An 18,767-nucleotide genomic window follows, 5' to 3' on the forward strand; every position below is an offset into this window, starting at 1 on the left:
AAGACTGGCAATGTGAGTCAGCCAGTAGACAACCCAGACCTGACCGGGGCGGCGGGGCGGGGCAGAGATATGCACAGCCCGTCCGCGTACGGCCAGAGCTACGGTCAGCAGCCGTTCGGTACGCCGGTAGTGGTCGAGGAGCCCAAGCTGCCGTGGAGCAGGGCGATCGCCGTGACGATTGCCGTCTTCCTCGTCGCCGGTGCGATCGCCGGCTGGGCCTGGCAGCAGTTCTCGCCGCTCGCGCAGTACACGGTGGACGAGAACGGCGGGTCGCTCGGTGAGGAGCAGATGACTAAGGTCTTCGGCCCCGACGGCACCTTCACCGCGATCGGGTTCCTGGCTGCGCTGGTGCTGGGCGCGTTGCTGTTCTGGTGGTTGCGCAACTACGGTCCGTGGGCGGTCAGCATCGTCGTACTCGGTTCGGCGCTCGGATCCGGGGTTGCCTGGGGTGTCGGGATGCTGCTGGGGCACGACCCGCTGCAGGCGCGGCTGGAGACTGCCAAGCCGGGGGATCTGCTGGACGCGCCGCTCGAGCTGCACACGTGGACGCCGCTGGCTGCCTGGCTTGTTGGCGCTGCGCTGGCGGCGGCCATCATCGCTGCCTCGACGTGGCGGGCAGATCCCGTTGCAACCGGATCGGTATCTGGCGCGTCCGAATCCTCACCGCAGGTGCATTAGCCTGTTTCGGCCGGTGGTGAGGCTACCGGCGACGTGAGGGGGCCATATGTCTGACAACACCAATCCGCCGACCGGCGGGCACCACCAAGGTGCCGCTGGCGGCCAGCAGGGCCCATACAGCGGCCAGCCGCAGAACAATCCGTACGCTCCGCAGGGCCAGCAACCAGGCTATAGCGGTCAGCCCGGCCAGGGCGCGCCGTACGGCCAGTCGCAGCCCGGCCAGTCGCAGTCCGGCCAGCCTGGACAGCCGCCGCAGGGTGGGCCGTACGCGCAGCAGCCCCCGCAGTACGGGCAGCAGCCGACGCAGGGCCAGCAGTACCCGCAGTACGGCCAGCAGCCGCAGGGCCCGCAGTACGGGGGAGGGCAGCCGGGGCAGTACGGGCAGCAGCAGCCTCAGGGGCAGCAGTTGTGGCCGCAGCCTGGTTCGCCGGACTACCCGCAGCAGACGCACGGTGGCGGCGGACAACCACCGTACGGATCGCCCGAGACCATGCAGTGGCAGCCGGAGCCGAAGAAGCGCGGCAAGCTGATCCCGCTGGTCGCAGGGGTCGCGGTCGTCGCAGTAGTCGCCGGCGGTGGCATCTTCGCCTACGGCAAGCTCGCTGGTGGCGGTCAGCCGGCGGAGGTTCTCCCGGGCAACTCTGTCGCCTACGCGCGGATCGACCTGAACCCGTCAGCCGGCCAGAAGGTCGCCGCTGTCCGGTTCATGCTCAAGTTCCCGTCGGCCAAGGAGAAGATCGGCCTGACGAGCGACAAGGACGACCTGCGCCAGAAGCTGTTCGACCTGATCAAGAAGGACGCCGGCGACGATCTGGCCGACGTCGACTTCGAGAAGGACATCAAGCCCTGGCTGGGTGACCGCGCGGGTGTCGCCGCGGTGCCGGGCAAGCAGGGCGACGAGCCGGACCCGGTGGTCGCGGTCGAGGTCAAGGACGAGAAGAAGGCGACGGCGGGGCTCGACAAGCTGTTCGCCAACGAGGACGAGAAGCCCGGCCGGGTGTTCACCGACGGCTATGTGCTGCTGTCGGAGAACCAGGCGATCGTCGACGCGGCCGTTGCCAGCAGCAAGGACAGCCCGCTGTCCGAGAACGCGACCTTCAAGGCCGACATGGACGCGCTCGGCGAGCAGGGCTTCGTCTCCCTGTGGGCGGACATGAAGGGGCTGTCGGCGATGGCTCCGAAGGGGCTCGCCGGCAAGGGCTCGACGTTGCCCGAGGGAAGTGCGGCGGCAGCGCTGCGGTTCGATTCGCAGTACGTGGAGCTGAAGGGCATCGCGCGCGGCGACAAGTCGATCAAGGTCGGCTCGGCGAACGCCGGTGACCAGATCGCCAAGCTGCCCGACACGACCGCCGGGGCGTTCACGCTGTCCGACGGCGCGAACCTGGTGGACACGATCTGGACTCAGCTGGAGAAGACGGCCGGTGGGGACCTCAACCTGCCCGAGCTGACGAAGGGCTTCACCGACGAGTACGGGCTGGTTCTGCCGGACGACCTGAAGCCGCTGCTCGGCAAGAACCTGACGGTCGCGGTCGACAAGGACAGCAGCAACGGCCCGAAGATCGCCGCCCGGATCGAGACCGACCCGGCCAAGGCCGAGTCGGTAGTGGACAAGGTGACCGAGCTGATCCAGACCCGCTCGCCGGTGGGGGAGATCCCGATCAAGAAGGCGAAGGACGACAAGACCCTCGTCCTCGCGACCGATCAGGAGTACGCCGACCAGGTCCTCAAGGGCGGCAACCTCGGCCAGTCCGAGAGCTTCAAGCAGGCGGTACCGGACATGTCCGGCGCACTCGCGGTCGGCTACGTCGACTTCGCCGCCATCGGCTCGCTGGACGAGAAGATCGGCACCGACAAGGACTACGCCGCCCTCCGCTCAGCCGGCCTCACCAGCCGGGTAACCGGCGACGGCCAGGCCGAATTCACCCTCCGAGTAGTAGCCAAGTAACTCAACCGCCAAAGCCCGGACAGCCGACAACGGCTGTCCGGGCTTTCGCCATTCGACGACCCTCGGACCAGGCACCCTGGCCCGGTGGAGAAAACCAACCACCGCCCACGCCCCGTCACCCAGTACGGCGTGGAGCAGATCGGCACCTGGCCAACCAAGCTCTACGGTCTGGCGGTAGAAGGAGAGCCCGACCCCGTACTGCTGCATGCCGCACGAATGTTCGCCGCAGTAACCTTGCCACCCGACTCTCATGGGCGGGCCGCTTTCGTGATCGCCCACCGCGCCCGCCCCGCAAACTTCGTGCTCATCTACTGGTGGAGCAGCGAGGTCGACCTGTCCCTGGCCTACTTCCGTTCACCGCTGGACCGTCCGACCGCTCTGGCACCCATGCAGGCGTTCTCTACCGGCTGCGTCTGGGAACTGGCCCTGACCGAGCACGAGCGCGCGGCCTGGGTCCGGCACCTGCTCACTGGCGACCCGGATCTCGAGGGCTACCTCAGCGAAGTACCGCCGACAGAAGTCAGCTAGTCAACCGGTAGCGCAGGTTGGTGGATCTGCCGACCTGGGTGCTCGAAATGGGTTCGAGGGTGACCACCGGGCCGGTGCTCCGGAACAGCGGGATGCCCTGGCCGAGTAGCACCGGGGCGATGTGGATGAAGATCTCGTCGAGCACGCCTGCCTTGATGCATTGGGCGGCAATGGTTCCGCCGAGGATCAGCAGGTCCTTGCCGTCGGCTGCCTCCAGCGCGGTCTTGATGACCGGGCGGATGTCGCCGCTGACGAACGTGTACGCCGGGTTCGTCTCGTCGGTGGGTGGGTTGTGGGTCAGTACGAAGATCGGCCCGCTGTAAGCACCGCCGTACAGCTTGCTGCCCGCCTGCCGCCCGATCTCGTACCCGTGCCGCCCGGCCAGCGCCGCGCCCGACGTCTTGGCCACCTCCATCCCTTCCGGCTGCGGCCCGCTGTCGGCCACTTTCATCCACTCCATCGAGTGCTCCGGGCCGGCGATGAAACCGTCGAGCGACATCGTCACGTGGTACAGGACCTTCGCCATCGTTCTGCCTCCTTGGTCGGGGTTCGAACATCAAGACGAGCGGGGCGGCGAAAACTCATCGGTGGAGCGTGTCGAAATCTGCCGGGCGGTCTCTACCTAGGGGTAAAGACACCCTAGGAGGAACCCGAAATGCACCACATCACCGCCGTCCGGACCGTCGCGATCCCCGTTGCCGACCAGGACCAGGCGCTGGAGTTCTACGAGCGCAAGCTGGGCTTCGAGAAGTTGATGGACGCGCCGCTGCCGCAGCTCGGCGGGCGCTGGCTGGTTGTCGGTTTGCCGGGCGGGGCGACCTCAGTCGCGTTGTTGCAGGCCGCGGCGGTCGGCGTCGACACGGGCATCCGGCTCGCCACGACGGACGCTGCCGCCGCCCACGCGGCGCTCACCGAGCAGGGCGTCGAGACGAGCGAGCTGATCTCCTGGCCGGGGGTGCCGCCGATGTTCACCTTCACCGACCAGGACGGCAACCGGCTCTACCTCACCCAGGAGTAATACCCTGCAGGTATCAGGAGGTGGCGCTATGGACGTCGATCTGCGCAAGGTCCGGTACTTCGTCGCAGTGGCCGAGGAGCTGCATTTCGGCCGCGCGGCGGAGCGGCTGCACATCGCTCAGCCGGTGCTGTCGCGGCAGATCCGGGCGCTGGAGGACGAGCTCAAGGTCCAGCTGTTCGTGCGTACCAAGCGGGCCACCGAGTTGACCGAGGCCGGGCGGCAGTTGCTGGAGGACGGTCGCCCGTTGCTCGCCGCGGCCGAGGCGGCCCGGGTCCGGGTGGTCCGGGCGGCGCGGCCGGCGGGCACCTTCACGATTGGTTTCATGCCGGGCATCACGGTGACGACGGCAGTGCGCGCTTTCACCGCGCAGTACCCGGAACTCACGATCGAGCTGGTACGGACGTCCTGGCACGACCAGATCGAGGTACTACGGGATGGTCGCGCCGACGTGAGCATCGTGCGACTGCCGATCGACCAGCAGGGACTGACGGTTCGGCCGTTGTTCGAGGAGCCGCGGGTGGTGATGCTGCCGACGGACCATCGGCTGGCGGGCAAACCGTCCCTCCGAATCAGCGACCTCGCCGATGAGCACCTGCTGCAGGACCCTGACGCCGTACCGGAGTGGCGCGACCTCGCCGTCGAGCTGCGGGAGCGGCGCCCCGGGCGGGTGCCCGTCTTCCACAACGTCGAGGAGAAGCTCGAACACGTTGCTGCGGGCAACGGAATCTCGGTCCTGCCCCTCTCCACCGCAAGCTTCTACACCCGCCCGGATGTGGTCGCGGTGCCGATCGAGGACATCGGCCCCAACCACGTCTGCCTGGCCTGGAGCGCCACCCGCCGGGCCCGAACCATTCACGACTTCGCGGAGATCGCGGCCGGACTCACCTGGAGCATCTGATGAGCTACGAGAAGGACCCACGGGTCGACGACTACATCGACAAGCTGCCCGACTGGCAGCAGGAGATCTGCCACCGGGTGCGCGACCTCGTGCACGCCGCCGACCCCGAGCTCGAAGAGACGATCAAGCGCACGGTCCAGCCGTACTTCGTGCTGCAGGGCAACGTCTGCGCCCTGCTGGCAGCCAAGACCCACGTCAACATTTTCCTGTACGACGGCGCGATCGTCCCCGATCCGGACGGCATCATCACCGGCGGCCACGACAACAAGACCGCCCGGATGATCTCGATCCACGAGAACGAGCCGATCAACGAGCCGGCCCTCAGCACGATGCTCCGCCAGATCATCACCAACAACCGCGCTGGGGGCTGGCGCAAACTCAAGAACGCCTAGCGCCCTGCTGCCATTGCTCGGCAGCTGAAGTAGAGGACTCCCGCGGCCTCCTTCCAGACCGGTTTGTCGCCGACGGGTTCGGCCAGGCGGGTGAGCTGCAGGCCGGCGCTCACGAGGGTGTTGATGTAGGTGGACAGTGTCCGGTGGTAGGAGACCCGCGGCAGGATTTCCCAGCGGGTGAGGCTGGTGTGCGGGCCTTCTTCGAAGTAGCGGCCGGCGATCCGCCGATAGGTGCCTTCGACGTGGTCGACCAGGTCGCCGTGGGCGGGTGACTTGTAGCAGGGATGGATGATCGAGGCCACGAACCAGCCGCCGGGCTTGAGGATCCGGGCGACGGATCGGATGGTGGGCTCGAGTTCCGGGATGTCCATCAGGGCCATGTGGCAGGCGACGCCGTCGAACGACGCGTCGGCGAGTGGCTGGAGATCGTGCGCGTTGCCGTGCAGGTACTCGATCCCGCGAGGTGTCTGCGCTTCGAGTGCGCGGGCGTGGGCGAGCATCGGCTCCGAGGCGTCGATGCCGACCACTTGTGCGCCGAGGTCGGCCAGTCGGCGGGCTTCCCGGCCCTGGCCGCAGGCGACCGCCGCGACTCGTTGGCCGCGGGGGTCGCCCACCAGTTCGTCGAAGGTCGGGTCGTCGAGGCCGGCGCCGTCAGGATCGACGGTTGCGTGATAGACGTCAGCCAGTTCGTCGTACGAACTCGTCAGGTTGCTCATGTCCGGTCCAACGGCGGGACCGGCGCCTGAGTTTCCTCGTCTGCTGCGAGCTAACAGCCGGCCGCCGTCAGACCGTGGCCGGCATCGGGCTGGTGCTTTCCGACGGAGATGAACGGCTTCTCGAATCCGTCGGGTGTCGTCTCGGCAGCGACGCCGACGGTCCAGAGACATTGGCCGACCTTGGCGCTGCCCTGCAGGTAGCCGGCGCCGGGCGGGGTAGTGGTGCGCACGAACTCCTTGCCTGCTAGTTCGGCGACCAGCGGCTCACCGGTGTTCGGGTTGCCGCCGACGGCGATCGCCTTGCCGTCGAGAAACTCGAGTTCGTGGAACTGCCCGGTGGCGACTGGCGTGCCGAGCTGCGTCCACGCCTTTCCGTCGAAGTGCAGGGCGAGCGGCTCACGCCAGTTCGCCAGGCTCGGCTTCTCGCCGACGGCCCAGATGTCGTCCGGCGCCTTGACGACCAGCTCGGCCACCTCGAGCTGCCGGCCGTCAAGAAGGTCCACCGGTAGCTCCACCTTGGTCCAGCGGGTGCCGTCGTAGCGGGCGACTCCACCGATGCCGGCCGCCCAGATCTCCTTGCCGACCACCTTGAGATCGTCGATGTAGACGATGTGCTGGAGACCTTCGCGGGGGAGCTCCTGCCATTTGCCACCGGCGTACCGGAGCACGCTGGTCTGGTCGCCGTACCGTCCGACCAGCAGCCCGTCGTCCTGCGTGGCGAGCGCGGTGTACTGCGCGTTGTCGTCTCCAGCAGGGTTGTCGACCACCTTCCAGGCGCTGCCCTTCCAGTGCTGCAGGATGGGTTGCGTCGCCGCGCCGTCCTCGGTCGCACCGGCCGCCCAGACATCGTCAGCCGACTTCACCAGTAGGTCGTCCAGCCGGCCGTCCGGCACCGGCTGCTTGGTCTGCTGCCAGGACTTGCCGTCCCAGCGCACCGCCAGCGGGTGGAACTTGAGCGAGCCGTCCTTGCCCGGTTCCAGGTTGATTCCGACGCTCCACAACGAGCCGCCGGCCTGCTCCGTCGTGTAGAGCACAGCGTTCTCGGGACCGGTCGGGGTCACCGTCCAGTCGATCGGCGCGGGCGCCGCCAGGCCGCCCACGGTAGTTGCCAACAGCAAAGAAGAAACGATTGTTTGCATACCCACTCAGACGCGGTGGGCAGACAATCGCGTCACACCTACTCCGCGGCCAATGCCTCCAGCACGCCGTCGCCGTACTTCGCCAGCTTGTTCTCGCCGACGCCACTGATCTTGCCCAGCTCGGCGAGACTGCCCGGCAGATCGGTAGCGATCTGCCGCAGCGTCGCATCGTGGAAGATCACGTACGCCGGTACGCCCGTCTCCTTCGCGACGGCGCCCCGCCAGGCGCGCAGCCGCTCGAAGATCGGCTCGGCCTCGGGGGAGAGGTCGACGACAGCCTTCTTCTTGCCACCACTCGACCGCGAACTGGACCGTGCCACGCGCTCCGGCTCCCGGCGCATCATCACGTCGCGCCGGCGGCCGAGCACCTCGGCGCTCTCTTCGGTGAGCAGCAGCGTGCCGTAGTCGCCTTCGACCGTGAGCAGCCGTTGGGCGAGCAGTTGGCGGACGACGCCACGCCACTCTGTGTCCTTCAGCTCCGTACCGATGCCGAAGACGGTCAGGTCGTCGTGCCGGAACTGCTTGACCTTGTCGGTGGTCTTGCCGAGCAGGATGTCGATCACCTGGCCGGCCCCGAACTTCTGGTTGCGCTCGTGGTGGAGCCGGTAGACCGTCGAGAGCAGCTTCTGCGCCGGGATGGTGCCGTCCCATGACTCCGGCGGGGTGAGGCAGGTGTCGCAGTTGCCACAGGGCTCGCCGGTCTGCCCGAAGTACGCGAGAAGTTGTTGCCGACGGCATTGAACTGTCTCGCACAACGCGAGCATCGCGTCGAGATGCGTGCCGAGCCGGCGCCGGTGGGCGGCGTCGCCCTCGGAGGTGTCGATCATCTTGCGTTGCTGGACGACATCCTGCAGTCCGTACGCGAGCCAGGCTGTCGACGGCAGGCCGTCACGACCCGCCCGGCCGGTCTCCTGGTAGTAGCCCTCGACCGACTTCGGCAGGTCGAGGTGCGCGACGAACCGGACGTCCGGCTTGTCGATGCCCATCCCGAAAGCGATCGTCGCGACGACCACCAGCCCGTCCTCGCGCAGGAACCGCGACTGGTTCTTCGCGCGGACCCGGCTGTCCAGACCCGCGTGGTACGGGACCGCCTCGATGCCGTTCTGGGTCAGGAAGGTGGCCGTCTTCTCGACGCTGTTGCGGGACAGGCAGTAGACGATGCCGGCGTCGCCCGCGTGCTCGGTGCGCAGCAGGTCGAGCAGCTGCTTCTGCGGGCTGTCCTTCGGCACGATCCGGTACTGGATGTTCGGCCGGTCGAAGCTCGCGACGAAGTGCTTCGCGGACTTCAGGTTCAGCCGCGTCGCGATCTCGGCATGCGTCGCCTCGGTCGCCGTGGCTGTCAGCGCGATCCGCGGGACGTCGGGCCAGCGCTCGTGCAGCTCCGACAGCATCAAGTAGTCGGGCCGGAAATCGTGCCCCCACTGCGAAACACAGTGCGCCTCGTCGATCGCGAAGAGCGCGATCTTGCCCTGGTCGAGCAGCCGCGTCGTCGCCTCCACCCGGAGCCGCTCGGGCGCCAGGTAGAGCAGGTCGAGGTCGCCGGACAGGAACGCCTGCTCGACCTCGCGCCGTTGCTCATAGTCCTGCGTCGAGTTGAGGAACCCGGCCCGTACGCCGAGCGCCGTCAGCGCGTCGACCTGGTCCTGCATCAACGCGATCAGCGGCGAGATGACCACCCCAACACCTGACCGGACCAGCGCAGGGATCTGGTAGCAGAGCGACTTGCCACCACCCGTCGGCATCAGCACCAGGGCGTCACCGCCACCGACGACGGTCTCGATGATGTCCTGCTGCTCACCCCGGAACGAGTCGTACCCGAACACCCGGTGCAAGACCTGCAAGGCCTCGCTCGAGGTGTCGTCCAGCGGCTGGGTCGTCTCTGTCACCCGGCGATTCTACGGAGATCCCGAAATCACTGCTGGCCACCTGTGGACAACGCGCCGATCTCGCCGCGATAGGTGCCGATGCTCCACACGTTTCCCTCCGGATCGGCGACGCTGAAGCCGCGCGATCCGTAGTCCTCCTCACGCATCTCCCGTACTACGGTCGCCCCCGCCGCGATCACCTGCGGCCACAACGCGTCCGGGTCCGCGCAGACCAGATAGACCGACTGCAGCTGCCCGGCCAAGTGGTCGAACTCGTTCGGCTCGGCGTTGCGATCGACCGAGCTGACCATCACCCCACCGCCGGCCGGCCAGGCCAGCTCGGCATGCGCGATCGACCCTTCGGCGACCCCGGCGTACGAGGCGACCAGAGTGAACCCCAGCCCTTCGGTGAGGAACTTGAGAGCTGCCTGACCATCGCGATAGACCAGCGTCGGCCAGACCCCGATCACGGTGTCGTTCGTCGTCGTGTTCATACCCCCGACTCTGCAACGGCGGTCCGGTTGTCGTCTTGGACGAATGGGAGCTCTTCGGTCATCCACTGCCGCGGCGAGCACCCGGCGATCGCGTGCCATTCACGGGTGAGGTGCGCCTGATCGGCGTACCCGAGGTCGGCCGCGAGATCCGCCAGGCGGGTCAGCGGCCTTGCCTTGAGCCGCGAGACGGCCCGCTCAAAACGTAGTACCCGGGAAGCGACCTTCGGGGCCAACCCGTACTCCGCGCGGAACTGCTCGGTCAGATGCCGCCGGCTCCACCCGACCTCACCAGCCAGCTCCTGTACGCCGATCCCGCCCGCAGACTCACACATCCGTCGCCAAGCCCAGCCGAGCTCGGCCCGTGGCGCACCGATCGGCTCGTCTCGCCACGACTCGAGCAGCAGCCGTTCCACGATGTCAAAGCGCTCATGCCAGTGCGGTGTCGCGCGAAGCCGCTCGCCGACCTCCTGCGCCGGCATCCCGAACAGCGTGTCGACGTCCAGGATCGTGGTGGCGAGCTCACCCGACGGCAGACCCAGCAGCGCCCGCGACCCCGCCGGCGTGAGCGCGAGCTGGATGCCCGCCAGATTGGGGGAGTCCCCGATCCGCACAGCCGTCGAATGCAACCCGCTGACAACGGTCTGGTACTTCTCCACCGGCGAATCCGGCCAGGCGATGCCGAGCGGCTCGTCCAGGCTGATCACGATCGTCAGGTACCGCGAGGGCAGACCGCGATGCAGCTCAAGCGGGGCACCGCGGTAGGCGTAGCCGGTGAGGTCGCCGAGATACGGGCGCAGGGCCGGATGAGCCCTACGCACGTGATGCTCGAAGCCCGCCATCTGCCCAGGCTAAAGCCGCCCGGGGACAAAAGCTCGGGGTCGTCCACAGACCCCGAGATACGTGGTGGCGGCGAGCCGGCCATCCGTCATACGGGACCGGCGTTTCGGCATCTGGACCCGGGGTGGCACCATGACAGACAGTCGTTCGCAGCTGATTTGGAGAGATCGTCGTGCCTGAACTGAGGTCCCGTACCGTCACCCACGGCCGCAACATGGCCGGCGCCCGCGCCCTCATGATGGCCTCCGGCGTCGCCCGAGAGGACTTCGGCAAGCCGATCATCGCGGTCGCGAACAGCTTCACCGAGTTCGTCCCGGGGCACACCCACCTGCAGCCGGTCGGCCGGATCGTCTCCGAGGCGATCCACGCGGCCGGCGGGATCGCCCGCGAGTTCAACACGATCGCGGTCGACGACGGTATCGCGATGGGCCACGGCGGGATGCTCTACAGCCTGCCGTCCCGCGACCTGATCGCCGACTCGGTCGAGTACATGGTCGAGGCGCACTGCGCGGACGCGCTGATCTGTATCTCGAACTGCGACAAGATCACCCCGGGCATGCTGATGGCCGCGCTCCGGCTGAACATCCCGACCGTGTTCGTCTCCGGCGGCCCGATGGAGGCCGGCCGGGCCACCCTGGTCGACGGCACCGTGCGCAAGCTGGACCTGATCGACGCGATGTCCGAGGCGGTCAACGAGAACGTCTCCGACGAGGACATCCTGCGGATCGAGGAGAACGCCTGCCCGACCTGCGGGTCGTGCTCGGGCATGTTCACCGCGAACTCGATGAACTGCCTCGCCGAGGCGATCGGCCTGGCACTGCCGGGCAACGGCTCGGTGCTCGCCACCCACACCGCGCGCAAGGCCCTGTACGAGAACGCCGGCCGCACAGTCGTCGAGATCACCAAGCGGTACTACGAGACCGACGACGAGACCGTGTTGCCGCGGACCGTCGCGTCGCGAGCCGCGTTCGAGAACGCGATGGCGCTGGACATCGCGATGGGCGGCTCGACGAACACGATCCTGCACCTGCTCGCCGCGGCCCAGGAGGCCGAGGTCGACTTCGACCTGGACGACATCAACGCCGTCTCCCGTCGCGTGCCCTGCCTGGCGAAGGTCGCGCCGAACGTCGCCCCGGGTGGCACGTACTACATGGAGGACGTGCACCGCGCGGGTGGCATCCCGGCGATCCTCGGTGAGCTGTACCGCGCCGGGTTGCTGAACGAGGACATCCACACCGTGCACAGCGCCTCGATCGACGACTGGCTGAAGAACTGGGACGTCCGCGGTGGATCCCCGTCGGCCGAGGCGGTCGAGCTCTGGCACGCGGCCCCCGGTTGCAAGCGGTCGGCCACGGCGTTCTCGCAGTCCGAGCGCTGGGAGACGCTGGACACCGACGCGGCCGGCGGGTGCATCCGCGATGCGGCACATGCGTACTCGGTCGACGGCGGTCTGGCAGTGCTGAAGGGCAACCTCGCGGTCGACGGCTGCGTGGTGAAGACGGCCGGCGTGGACGAGTCGATCTGGACCTTCGAAGGCCCGGCCGTCGTGTGCGAGTCGCAGGAAGAGGCGGTCGAGAAAATCCTCGCCAAGGCGATCAAGCCCGGCGACGTCGTCGTCATCCGCTACGAAGGCCCGAAGGGTGGGCCGGGGATGCAGGAGATGCTCTACCCGACGTCGTTCCTGAAGGGCCGCGGGCTGGGCAAGGTCTGCGCACTGATCACCGACGGCCGCTTCTCCGGCGGTACTTCGGGATTGTCGATCGGCCACGCGTCGCCCGAGGCGGCGTCGGGCGGGACGATCGCCTTGGTGGAGGACGGCGATCGCATCCGGATCGACATCCCCGGGCGCTCGATCGAGTTGCTGGTGGCTGACGACGTACTGGCTGCTCGCCGGGACGCTCTGGGTGGGGTCTATGCGCCCAAGGCACGTGACCGCAAGGTGTCGGCGGCGCTGCGGGCGTACGCCGCGATGGCGACCAGCGCCGACAAGGGCGCAGTACGGGACGTCAGCAAGCTCGGCTGAATCGTCGGCAAGCTCGGCTGAATCTCAGAGGGACAGCTCGAGGTCGAAGGCGAGGGTGATCGCCTCGGCCAGCGCCTCCTCCTGCTCGGGGAGGAGGTAGCCGATCAGCCGGCCCAGCTGGAGTTTCGGGATGGTCTGGATGTTGTCGCAGCTGATCGCGCTGGGATGATCCAGACCGTTCTGGCTGCCGACCAGTACCTCGGTCGACAGGCCGCGGATGGTGCTGGTGATCGGGGCGACCGTGACGTTGGTCAGCCGCGGCCTGATCAGTTCGCGGGTCAGCACGACGACCGGGCGGGGCTTGTCCAGGCGCGCGATGTGCAGCGGTCGCATCAGTCGAGATCAGTCAGTACTGTCCCGCCGGCGGCGACCGCCAGTCCGTCGAGGTCCTCGTAGTCTCCGTGGGCCGCGAGGATGGCCGCGTCCCGTTCGGCCAACTCGCGGCGCCGCTCCCGCTCCATCGCGCGCGCGACCACTGACGCCCGGCTGGACGCCTTGTTGTCATCGACCAGCCGGTCCATGAACTCGACGAGTTCGTCCGGCAGGCGCACTGTGATCTGCTTGCTCATACCAGAACCATACCGGTCTGGGATTCAATTCTCTACCGCACCCTGTCGTAGACCATGGCCAGCTCGCCCAGATCGCCGGTTTCCTGGTGGGTGACCTTCCACTGGGTGGCCGGCAGTCCGTCCTCGAAGAGGTGCTGACCGCCGCCGGCGATCTGCGGCGTGATCATCAGGTACAGGCGGTCGAGCTGGTCGGCTGCGAGCAGGGCCTTGATGATGCTGGCGCTGCTGTTGACCAGGATCTCGCCTTCGCCGGTGCTCTTCAGTTCGGTGATGACCTCGGCGGCCGGCGCGTTCACCAGGCGGGTGCGTTCCCACGGGGACTCGGTCAGGGTGGTGGAGAAGACGACCTTGTCGGTGTCGCGAAGCCACTTCGCGTAGCCGCGGTCGCGCGGGTCGGCGTCCTCGTTGTCGGCGACCGATGGCCAGAAGCCCAGGAATCCTTGGGCGTTGAGCCGGCCGAGAACGGCGGTGGTCGCGTTCTCGTACAGGCGGGTCATGTGGTCGCGGGCCACGTCGGTGGTCGCGTAGGGGATGATCGCGCCCAGATCCATCGCACCGCCGGGGCCGTTGTAGCGGCCGTCGAGCGAGATGTTGAGGTTGGCGGTCACCAGGCGGTCGGTCATTTCGTACTCCTTGTCGGCGTGGCGCTTGAGGTGTCGGTGGCGGCGAGAGCCGCCGCGAGTTTGTCGAGGCTCTGGCCGAAGCCGAGCTCGATCCCCGCGATGAAGTCGGCGGAGTCGATCGTGCTGTCGGTGATCCGCAGCTCGACGTCGAGCTCCGTGCCGGCGTCGGTCGGCCGGAGGGTGTAGCTCGTGTGGGCGGTGAACGCGGTACGTCCGTCAGGAAGCACAGGAGAGTTGCGATAGGCGAGGTGCTCGCCCGGCCGGATGTCGGTGACGACTCCTTCGGAGCGCCCGGCGACGAGGTCGGAGCCGTCGCTGTCTTCCGCGTCGCGGTACTCGAGGATGATCCGGCCGCCTGGTCGTGCTTCGAAGACGAGCTCCGAGACGCGGAGATCCTCGGGCGCCCACCACTGGGCCAGCAGGTCGGCCTCGGTCAAGTATCGCCAGACCTGCTCGGCTGAGGTGGGCAGTGAGTGGAGGAAGGTGAAGGAGCGCCCATCGGCCCAACCGGCCTCCTCCGCCGCGAGTCGCTCGGCGTCGAGGCTGATGCCGTGGCGGTCGAAGGTCTTACGTGCGCCTTGATCCGTGGCGTCGGCGAGCTGGCTGAGGGCGGCTGCCAGTTCGCGGAGCGGATCGGGCTGGAGTGCGTAGATGCGGCGCTGGCCGGTCCGTTGCGAGGTGACGAGCCCGGCGCGCTCCAGGGTCTGCAGGTGCTTGGTCGTCTGCGGCTGCCTTGCCTCAGCAAGCTGAGCCAGCACACCGACCGACCGCGGCCGCTCGGCCAGCAGGTTCACGAGCCGCCATCGAGCCGGGTCGGCGAGCGCGGTGATCAGTGCGTCCATGGCTCAAAGCATTCACCATGAAGAATATTCTTGTCAAGGAATATGTTGAGTATTCTTGGCGCCGTTAGCCGGCGGGGAAGTAGTGGCCGTTGTCCAGATCGGCGAGTAGGCCGGGCTGGGCGGGTTCCCAGCCGAGGGTCCGGCGGGTGATGAGGTTGGACGCCGGGTAGCTCTGCGTGACGAGGTTCGCGAGGAACCCGAAGTACCCCGGCACCATCAGTTCGTCCATGGGAATGCTCACGGCGGGCAGCCCCAGGCGGCTGCCTATGGCCTCGGCGATCTCGCGCAGCGGGATAGCCCCGTCCCCGACCGCGTGCCAGTATCTGCCGGCCGGCCCCTTCTCCAGCGCCACGCGGAACAGGGAGGCGACATCGCGGATGTGCACGGCGTTCCACGGGTTCGCGCCGTCGCCGGGGTAGCCGGCGAACCCCTTCTCCTTCGCGAGCGCGATCAGGATGGGGAGGAAGCCGGCCTGATCGGTCGTGCCGTGCGCGATATTGGCAATCCGTACGACCGACGACCGCACTCCCTGCTCGGCGAGGCCGATGACGGCGGATTCCACGGCATTGCGAACCCTGAGAGTGCCCTGGTGCTCATCGCCGACGAGCTGGGCCGGATCCTCCTCGGTGACCGGCCGGCCCAGTTGCCCGGGTGAGCCGATGCTCCCCGCCGCGACCAGCGGCTTTCCGGATCCCGCCAGCGCCTCGCCGTACGCGTGCATGATCGGCAGCTCCGCGGCGGCCACGGCGTCCATCCCGCCGGTCACCAGCAAGTCCTGCCGGTGCGCGACGTGGATGACGCCGTCGGAATCCGCGGCCGCCTCCTTGAGCCCGTCGAGATCCTGAAGGTCGCCGCGTCGCACCTTCGCGCCGAGCGCGGACAGCGCCGCCGCGGCGGTGTCCGACCGGGCCAGCCCGGTCACCTCGTGCCCGGCGGAGATGAGCTCGGAGATGATGTACGAACCGGAATGGCCGGTTCCGCCAGTGACGAAGACGTGCACGCTGCTGCTCCTTGTGAATTTATGCGGCGAAGAATTGCGGTACGAGTCTGCTCAGTCGGTGAATTCGTTGACGCCGAGGGCGAAGTCCCAATGGCCGACGCCATTACCGGCGAGGCTCACCGTGACCAGGCCCATTCCTTCCAGCCAGTGCGCCATTTTCAGGCCGCCGGCATCCAGCGGGCGCAACCCGAGGCTCTCGATGAATGTCGCCAGATCCGCTTTGGCTTGCGCATTGTCGCCGGCCATGAAAACGGTAGGCCGGCCCTTCTCCAGGACATTGCGGAAGATGGTGTTGAACGCCTTCACCACGCTGGCGCCGGCCGGGGCCACCTTGGCGACCTCCTGCGCGACCGAGGTCTCGTCGCCGTGCGCCAGACCGTCGAACGTGGCGTTGAAGGGGTTGCTGATGTCGACGATGACCTTGCCCGCGAGGGCGTCTCCGTACTCGGCGACGACCGGTACGACACCCGCGAACAGGAGGGCGGTGATGACGATGTCCCCGGCCGGGACGGCGCCCCACTTGCCTGTCGTCGTGCCGCCGCCCAGAGCCTTGGCCAGGTCGTCGGCCTTGGACTGATCGCGTCCCATGACCTCGACGGTGTTGCCGCCTTTGACTGCGAGCGTGCCGATGGCGTGGGCCATGTTGCCCGTCCCGATGAGGGTGATGTTGCTCATGAGCTGTGCTTCCTTTGCTGTTGTTGAGGTTCAGATGGCGGTGGTGCCGCCGTCGGCGACCAGCTCCAGGCCGTTGACGTAACTGGAGTCGTCGGAGGCGAGGAACAGGGCGATGGTGGCGATTTCTTCGGGGCGGCCCATCTCGCCGCGCGGGATGAGCGACTCGAAGGCGGCTTTGGTCGCCTCGTCGAACAGCTCTGCCTGCTTGGCGGTGGCGACCTGGCCGGGGGTCAGCACGTTGACCCGGATCTTGCGGTCGCGCAGTTCGTTGAGCCAGACCCGGGCCCAGGCCTGCTGGACGGCCTTGCTGCCCGCGTAGAGGCTCCAGCCGGGGTAGGCGCCGAGGGATGCGTTGGATCCGGTCATCAGGATCGAGCCGTTGTCGTTGATCAGCGGCAGTGCCTTCTGCACGGTGAACAGGGTGCCGCGCGCGTTGAGCGAGAAGGTGCGTTCGAACTGTTCCGGGGTGATCTCGCCGAGGGCCGCGGGTTCGCCCATTCCGGCGCTGGCCCACAGCACGTCGATCGAGCCCTTCTCCCGCTTCACGGTGTCGTACAAGCGGTCCAGGTCGTCCAGCTCGGCCGCGTCACCCTGGACGGCGGTGACGTTGCGGCCGATCAATTCGACGGCCTCATCCAGGGCGTCCTGTCGCCGGGCCTGGATGAAGACGTGCGCTCCTTCCTCGACGAACAATTTGGCACCGGCCAATGCCATACCGGTGGATCCGCCGGTGATCACCGCTACCTTGCCTTCGAGCTTTCCCACGATCTATTTGCCTGCTTTCTGGAATTCACTGTGGTGCTGTTGCTTGCATATCAAGGCTGTCATTGGCCTGAGCGGCTGTCCAAGACCTCTTTTCGACGCGGTGATAGCTTGGAGGCATCACCGAATCGGGAGGTGCCATGGATCTGGACCTGCGCAAAGTGCGCTACTTCCTCGCCGTCGCCGACCAGTTGCACTTCGGCCGCGCCGCGGAGGAGCTGCATATCGCGCAGCCGGCCCTGAGCCGCCAGATCCGCGCGCTGGAACAGGATCTCGGCGCCTCGCTGTTCATCAGGGATCGCCACGGAGTGGCGCTGACCGACGCCGGCCGGCAACTCCTGGCCGACTCCGGTCCGCTGCTCGCCTCCGCGGACGCGGTCCGCCGCCGGGTGACCGTGGCCGCCCACGGCAGCCGGCGACTGGCGATCGGTTTCCGGACCGGTATCCCGGTCATCCCAGCGGCTCAGGTGTTCGAGGCCCAGCATCCGGACGTGGCCGTGGACGTGCAGCGGATCGAATGGGACGACCAGGCCGCGATGCTGCTCGACGGCCGCCTCGACGTCGGCTACGTGCGGCTGCCGATCGACGAGACCGGCCTGCGCGTGATCCCGCTGTACGCGGAGCCGCTCATGGTGGTGCTGCCCGCGGGCCACCGGCTGGCCGGCAAGGAGGAGGTCACCGAGGCCGATCTGGCCGGTGAACCGCTGGTCTGGCATGCCGACCCGAGCACGCACCCCACCAGGCGCCCGCATCCCGACTCCGGGCTCCGGGTGCGCGGCGTGGAGGAGAAGCTCGAGCACGTCGCGGCCGGCCGGGGCATCTCATTCGTGGCGCGTTCGGAGACGCTGTTCTACTCACGCCCGGACATCAGCTACGTGCCCGTGCCGGAGCTCGCGCCCGACCAGGTGTGCTTCGCCATGCCGGCATCCCGCACCTCGCCGCTGGCCGAGGACTTCTTCACCGCGGCGCAAGCGACGGCCGAGATCACGGCCGAATGCGGAAACTACGAGGCTTATTCAGGCGGTCAAGCCTGAGGCTGTGGACAGCCTCAGTTGGGGGACATGTCCGACCAGGCGACGTCGACCGCCGGGAGGGACGGGAGGGCCTTGATGGCGGAGAGCTCCGTGTCGAGGAGGCCGACCAGCTGGGCCAGCCGGGTGGTGGTGTCCAGGGCTTCCAGGAGCTTCTGACGATCCGGGGTGACCAGGGTCATCGCGGCGGAGATCAGGTACGAGAGCGTGCCCGGGTCGTCGGGGAGTGAGCCGATGCGCAGGCCGGGTTGCGAGATCTCGGTGACAGCTGCGGCGTACCGGCGGAAGCGCTCGACCGCGACGGTCGCAGTGCCGAGGGGGTCGTCGCCCGGCTCCTCGTCGAGCCATTCGACGTCCGCGACCAGGTAGTCGCCGCCGCTGTCGAGTTCGGCGACCTTGAAGCGGCGGTTGCCGGTCAGGGTGATCTCGACCGGGCCGTCGTCGTCGATGTCGAGGGAGATCTCCGAGATCGTCGCCGCGCAGCCGGTGCCGTACAGCGACCGGAACACCCGGTCACCGAGCTCGTACCCGTCCCGGACCGCCACCGCGCCGCAGACCATCTCGCCGCCGTTCTCGACCAGGTCGCGGATCACCGACCGCCCCTGAACGTCCGTGACGGGGATCGGGAGCACCAGCCCAGGAAAGATCACTGTCTCGACAGTGAGAAGCGGCAGGCGGGAGTCCATACCAAGGAGCCTAATGGCAACGACCGGGGACCGTGGTCCGCGCAGC

At 67.9% G+C, this 18,767-nt stretch carries 22 protein-coding genes; 8 read left to right on the forward strand and 14 right to left on the reverse strand.

Translation table 11 applies throughout. The features are described 5' to 3' along the window. The first annotated feature begins 12 nt into the window (after positions 1–12). From OHA70_RS27790 to OHA70_RS27800, 3 genes are all read left to right on the forward strand, one after another. Positions 13–678: a hypothetical protein gene (locus tag OHA70_RS27790; protein ID WP_328322608.1), complete on the forward strand. Its 666-nt coding sequence runs from the start codon at positions 13–15 to the stop codon at positions 676–678. A 46-nt stretch (positions 679–724) separates the two neighbouring features. Further along, positions 725–2,623, forward strand: a complete 1,899-nt coding sequence (locus OHA70_RS27795) for a DUF3352 domain-containing protein (protein ID WP_328322609.1) — start codon at positions 725–727, stop codon at positions 2,621–2,623. An 84-nt stretch (positions 2,624–2,707) separates the two neighbouring features. Next, the gene (locus OHA70_RS27800) at positions 2,708–3,151 is read left to right on the forward strand and encodes a hypothetical protein (RefSeq protein WP_328322610.1); all 444 of its coding nucleotides are present in this window, start codon (positions 2,708–2,710) and stop codon (positions 3,149–3,151) included. Here OHA70_RS27800 and OHA70_RS27805 read toward each other — a convergent pair. Further along, positions 3,144–3,677, reverse strand: coding sequence for a dihydrofolate reductase family protein (locus tag OHA70_RS27805; protein ID WP_328322611.1), 534 nt, complete (start codon positions 3,675–3,677; stop codon positions 3,144–3,146). The genes OHA70_RS27800 and OHA70_RS27805 overlap by 8 nt on opposite strands. Before the next feature lie 129 nt (positions 3,678–3,806). Here OHA70_RS27805 and OHA70_RS27810 point away from each other — a divergent pair, with 129 nt between their 5' ends. Genes OHA70_RS27810 through OHA70_RS27820 form a run of 3 tightly spaced genes read left to right on the forward strand, consistent with a single transcriptional unit; the run spans position 3,807 to position 5,459 of the window. Then, positions 3,807–4,169, forward strand: coding sequence for a VOC family protein (locus OHA70_RS27810; protein WP_328322612.1), 363 nt, complete (start codon positions 3,807–3,809; stop codon positions 4,167–4,169). Between the two features lie 28 nt (positions 4,170–4,197). Continuing rightward, positions 4,198–5,067 carry a LysR family transcriptional regulator gene (locus OHA70_RS27815; protein WP_328322613.1) on the forward strand — a complete coding sequence of 290 codons (870 nt, stop codon included), beginning with the start codon at positions 4,198–4,200 and terminating at the stop codon, positions 5,065–5,067. After that, the gene (locus OHA70_RS27820; RefSeq protein WP_328322614.1) at positions 5,067–5,459 is read left to right on the forward strand and encodes a DUF1801 domain-containing protein; all 393 of its coding nucleotides are present in this window, start codon (positions 5,067–5,069) and stop codon (positions 5,457–5,459) included. The genes OHA70_RS27815 and OHA70_RS27820 overlap by 1 nt, the downstream gene beginning before the upstream one ends. Here OHA70_RS27820 and OHA70_RS27825 read toward each other — a convergent pair. The 5 genes from OHA70_RS27825 to OHA70_RS27845 form a co-directional block, all read right to left on the reverse strand. Beyond that, on the reverse strand, positions 5,456–6,175 hold the full coding sequence (locus OHA70_RS27825) for a class I SAM-dependent methyltransferase (protein WP_328322615.1): 720 nt from the start codon (positions 6,173–6,175) through the stop codon (positions 5,456–5,458). The two genes, OHA70_RS27820 and OHA70_RS27825, sit on opposite strands and share 4 nt — an antisense overlap. A 50-nt stretch (positions 6,176–6,225) precedes the next feature. Beyond that, a complete protein-coding gene (locus OHA70_RS27830; RefSeq protein ID WP_328322616.1) occupies positions 6,226–7,287 on the reverse strand; it encodes a hypothetical protein in 1,062 nt (353 codons plus the stop codon). 65 nt (positions 7,288–7,352) lie between these two features. Then, a complete protein-coding gene (recQ, locus tag OHA70_RS27835; RefSeq protein WP_328322617.1) occupies positions 7,353–9,200 on the reverse strand; it encodes a DNA helicase RecQ in 1,848 nt (615 codons plus the stop codon). A gap of 26 nt (positions 9,201–9,226) precedes the next feature. Then, on the reverse strand, positions 9,227–9,673 hold the full coding sequence (locus OHA70_RS27840) for a VOC family protein (protein WP_328322618.1): 447 nt from the start codon (positions 9,671–9,673) through the stop codon (positions 9,227–9,229). Next, positions 9,670–10,512, reverse strand: a complete 843-nt coding sequence (locus tag OHA70_RS27845) for a helix-turn-helix domain-containing protein (RefSeq protein WP_328322619.1) — start codon at positions 10,510–10,512, stop codon at positions 9,670–9,672. The genes OHA70_RS27840 and OHA70_RS27845 overlap by 4 nt, the downstream gene beginning before the upstream one ends. Before the next feature lie 170 nt (positions 10,513–10,682). Here OHA70_RS27845 and ilvD point away from each other — a divergent pair, with 170 nt between their 5' ends. After that, positions 10,683–12,533: a dihydroxy-acid dehydratase gene (gene ilvD / locus OHA70_RS27850; RefSeq protein ID WP_328322620.1), complete on the forward strand. Its 1,851-nt coding sequence runs from the start codon at positions 10,683–10,685 to the stop codon at positions 12,531–12,533. Between the two features lie 24 nt (positions 12,534–12,557). Here ilvD and OHA70_RS27855 read toward each other — a convergent pair whose 3' ends face one another. The 7 genes from OHA70_RS27855 to OHA70_RS27885 form a co-directional block, all read right to left on the reverse strand. Continuing rightward, entirely contained in the window at positions 12,558–12,866 is a 309-nt protein-coding gene (locus OHA70_RS27855; RefSeq protein WP_328322621.1) for a type II toxin-antitoxin system PemK/MazF family toxin, read from the reverse strand. Continuing rightward, positions 12,866–13,102 (reverse strand): ribbon-helix-helix domain-containing protein, encoded by a 237-nt coding sequence (locus OHA70_RS27860; RefSeq protein WP_328322622.1) that lies wholly within the window; start codon positions 13,100–13,102, stop codon positions 12,866–12,868. Before OHA70_RS27860 ends, OHA70_RS27855 begins: the two co-directional genes overlap by 1 nt. A 32-nt stretch (positions 13,103–13,134) precedes the next feature. Further along, positions 13,135–13,725, reverse strand: a complete 591-nt coding sequence (locus OHA70_RS27865) for a dihydrofolate reductase family protein (RefSeq protein ID WP_328322623.1) — start codon at positions 13,723–13,725, stop codon at positions 13,135–13,137. Further along, positions 13,722–14,567 (reverse strand): metalloregulator ArsR/SmtB family transcription factor, encoded by an 846-nt coding sequence (locus OHA70_RS27870; RefSeq protein WP_328322624.1) that lies wholly within the window; start codon positions 14,565–14,567, stop codon positions 13,722–13,724. The genes OHA70_RS27865 and OHA70_RS27870 overlap by 4 nt, the downstream gene beginning before the upstream one ends. Before the next feature lie 64 nt (positions 14,568–14,631). Then, positions 14,632–15,567 (reverse strand): SDR family oxidoreductase, encoded by a 936-nt coding sequence (locus OHA70_RS27875; protein WP_328322625.1) that lies wholly within the window; start codon positions 15,565–15,567, stop codon positions 14,632–14,634. A gap of 51 nt (positions 15,568–15,618) precedes the next feature. Further along, positions 15,619–16,242, reverse strand: a complete 624-nt coding sequence (locus OHA70_RS27880; protein WP_328322626.1) for an NADPH-dependent F420 reductase — start codon at positions 16,240–16,242, stop codon at positions 15,619–15,621. 30 nt (positions 16,243–16,272) lie between these two features. Further along, on the reverse strand, positions 16,273–17,007 hold the full coding sequence (locus OHA70_RS27885; RefSeq protein WP_328322627.1) for an SDR family NAD(P)-dependent oxidoreductase: 735 nt from the start codon (positions 17,005–17,007) through the stop codon (positions 16,273–16,275). A 137-nt stretch (positions 17,008–17,144) separates the two neighbouring features. Here OHA70_RS27885 and OHA70_RS27890 point away from each other — a divergent pair, with 137 nt between their 5' ends. Next, complete coding sequence (locus OHA70_RS27890) at positions 17,145–18,038, forward strand: LysR family transcriptional regulator (RefSeq protein WP_328322628.1); 894 nt, start codon at positions 17,145–17,147, stop codon at positions 18,036–18,038. A 14-nt stretch (positions 18,039–18,052) separates the two neighbouring features. Here the strand turns inward: OHA70_RS27890 and OHA70_RS27895 are convergent, their stop codons facing one another. Continuing rightward, entirely contained in the window at positions 18,053–18,721 is a 669-nt protein-coding gene (locus OHA70_RS27895; RefSeq protein ID WP_328322629.1) for an LON peptidase substrate-binding domain-containing protein, read from the reverse strand. Between the last annotated feature and the right edge of the window lie 46 nt (positions 18,722–18,767).

It is taken from the genome of Kribbella sp. NBC_00382, from assembly GCF_036067295.1.
Lineage (GTDB): Bacteria > Actinomycetota > Actinomycetes > Propionibacteriales > Kribbellaceae > Kribbella.

Bases quoted from the DNA above. Each gene is read 5' to 3' on its own strand.
- OHA70_RS27795 (WP_328322609.1), top strand. From the start codon at position 725: ATGTCTGACAACACCAATCCGCCGACCGGCGGGCACCACCAAGGTGCC.
- OHA70_RS27805 (WP_328322611.1), bottom strand. From the start codon at position 3,677: ATGGCGAAGGTCCTGTACCACGTGACGATGTCGCTCGACGGTTTCATC.
- OHA70_RS27810 (WP_328322612.1), top strand. From the start codon at position 3,807: ATGCACCACATCACCGCCGTCCGGACCGTCGCGATCCCCGTTGCCGAC.
- OHA70_RS27815 (WP_328322613.1), top strand. From the start codon at position 4,198: ATGGACGTCGATCTGCGCAAGGTCCGGTACTTCGTCGCAGTGGCCGAG.
- OHA70_RS27820 (WP_328322614.1), top strand. From the start codon at position 5,067: ATGAGCTACGAGAAGGACCCACGGGTCGACGACTACATCGACAAGCTG.
- OHA70_RS27825 (WP_328322615.1), bottom strand. From the start codon at position 6,175: ATGAGCAACCTGACGAGTTCGTACGACGAACTGGCTGACGTCTATCAC.
- OHA70_RS27840 (WP_328322618.1), bottom strand. From the start codon at position 9,673: ATGAACACGACGACGAACGACACCGTGATCGGGGTCTGGCCGACGCTG.
- OHA70_RS27845 (WP_328322619.1), bottom strand. From the start codon at position 10,512: ATGGCGGGCTTCGAGCATCACGTGCGTAGGGCTCATCCGGCCCTGCGC.
- OHA70_RS27855 (WP_328322621.1), bottom strand. From the start codon at position 12,866: ATGCGACCGCTGCACATCGCGCGCCTGGACAAGCCCCGCCCGGTCGTC.
- OHA70_RS27860 (WP_328322622.1), bottom strand. From the start codon at position 13,102: ATGAGCAAGCAGATCACAGTGCGCCTGCCGGACGAACTCGTCGAGTTC.
- OHA70_RS27865 (WP_328322623.1), bottom strand. From the start codon at position 13,725: ATGACCGACCGCCTGGTGACCGCCAACCTCAACATCTCGCTCGACGGC.
- OHA70_RS27870 (WP_328322624.1), bottom strand. From the start codon at position 14,567: ATGGACGCACTGATCACCGCGCTCGCCGACCCGGCTCGATGGCGGCTC.
- OHA70_RS27880 (WP_328322626.1), bottom strand. From the start codon at position 16,242: ATGAGCAACATCACCCTCATCGGGACGGGCAACATGGCCCACGCCATC.
- OHA70_RS27890 (WP_328322628.1), top strand. From the start codon at position 17,145: ATGGATCTGGACCTGCGCAAAGTGCGCTACTTCCTCGCCGTCGCCGAC.
- OHA70_RS27895 (WP_328322629.1), bottom strand. From the start codon at position 18,721: ATGGACTCCCGCCTGCCGCTTCTCACTGTCGAGACAGTGATCTTTCCT.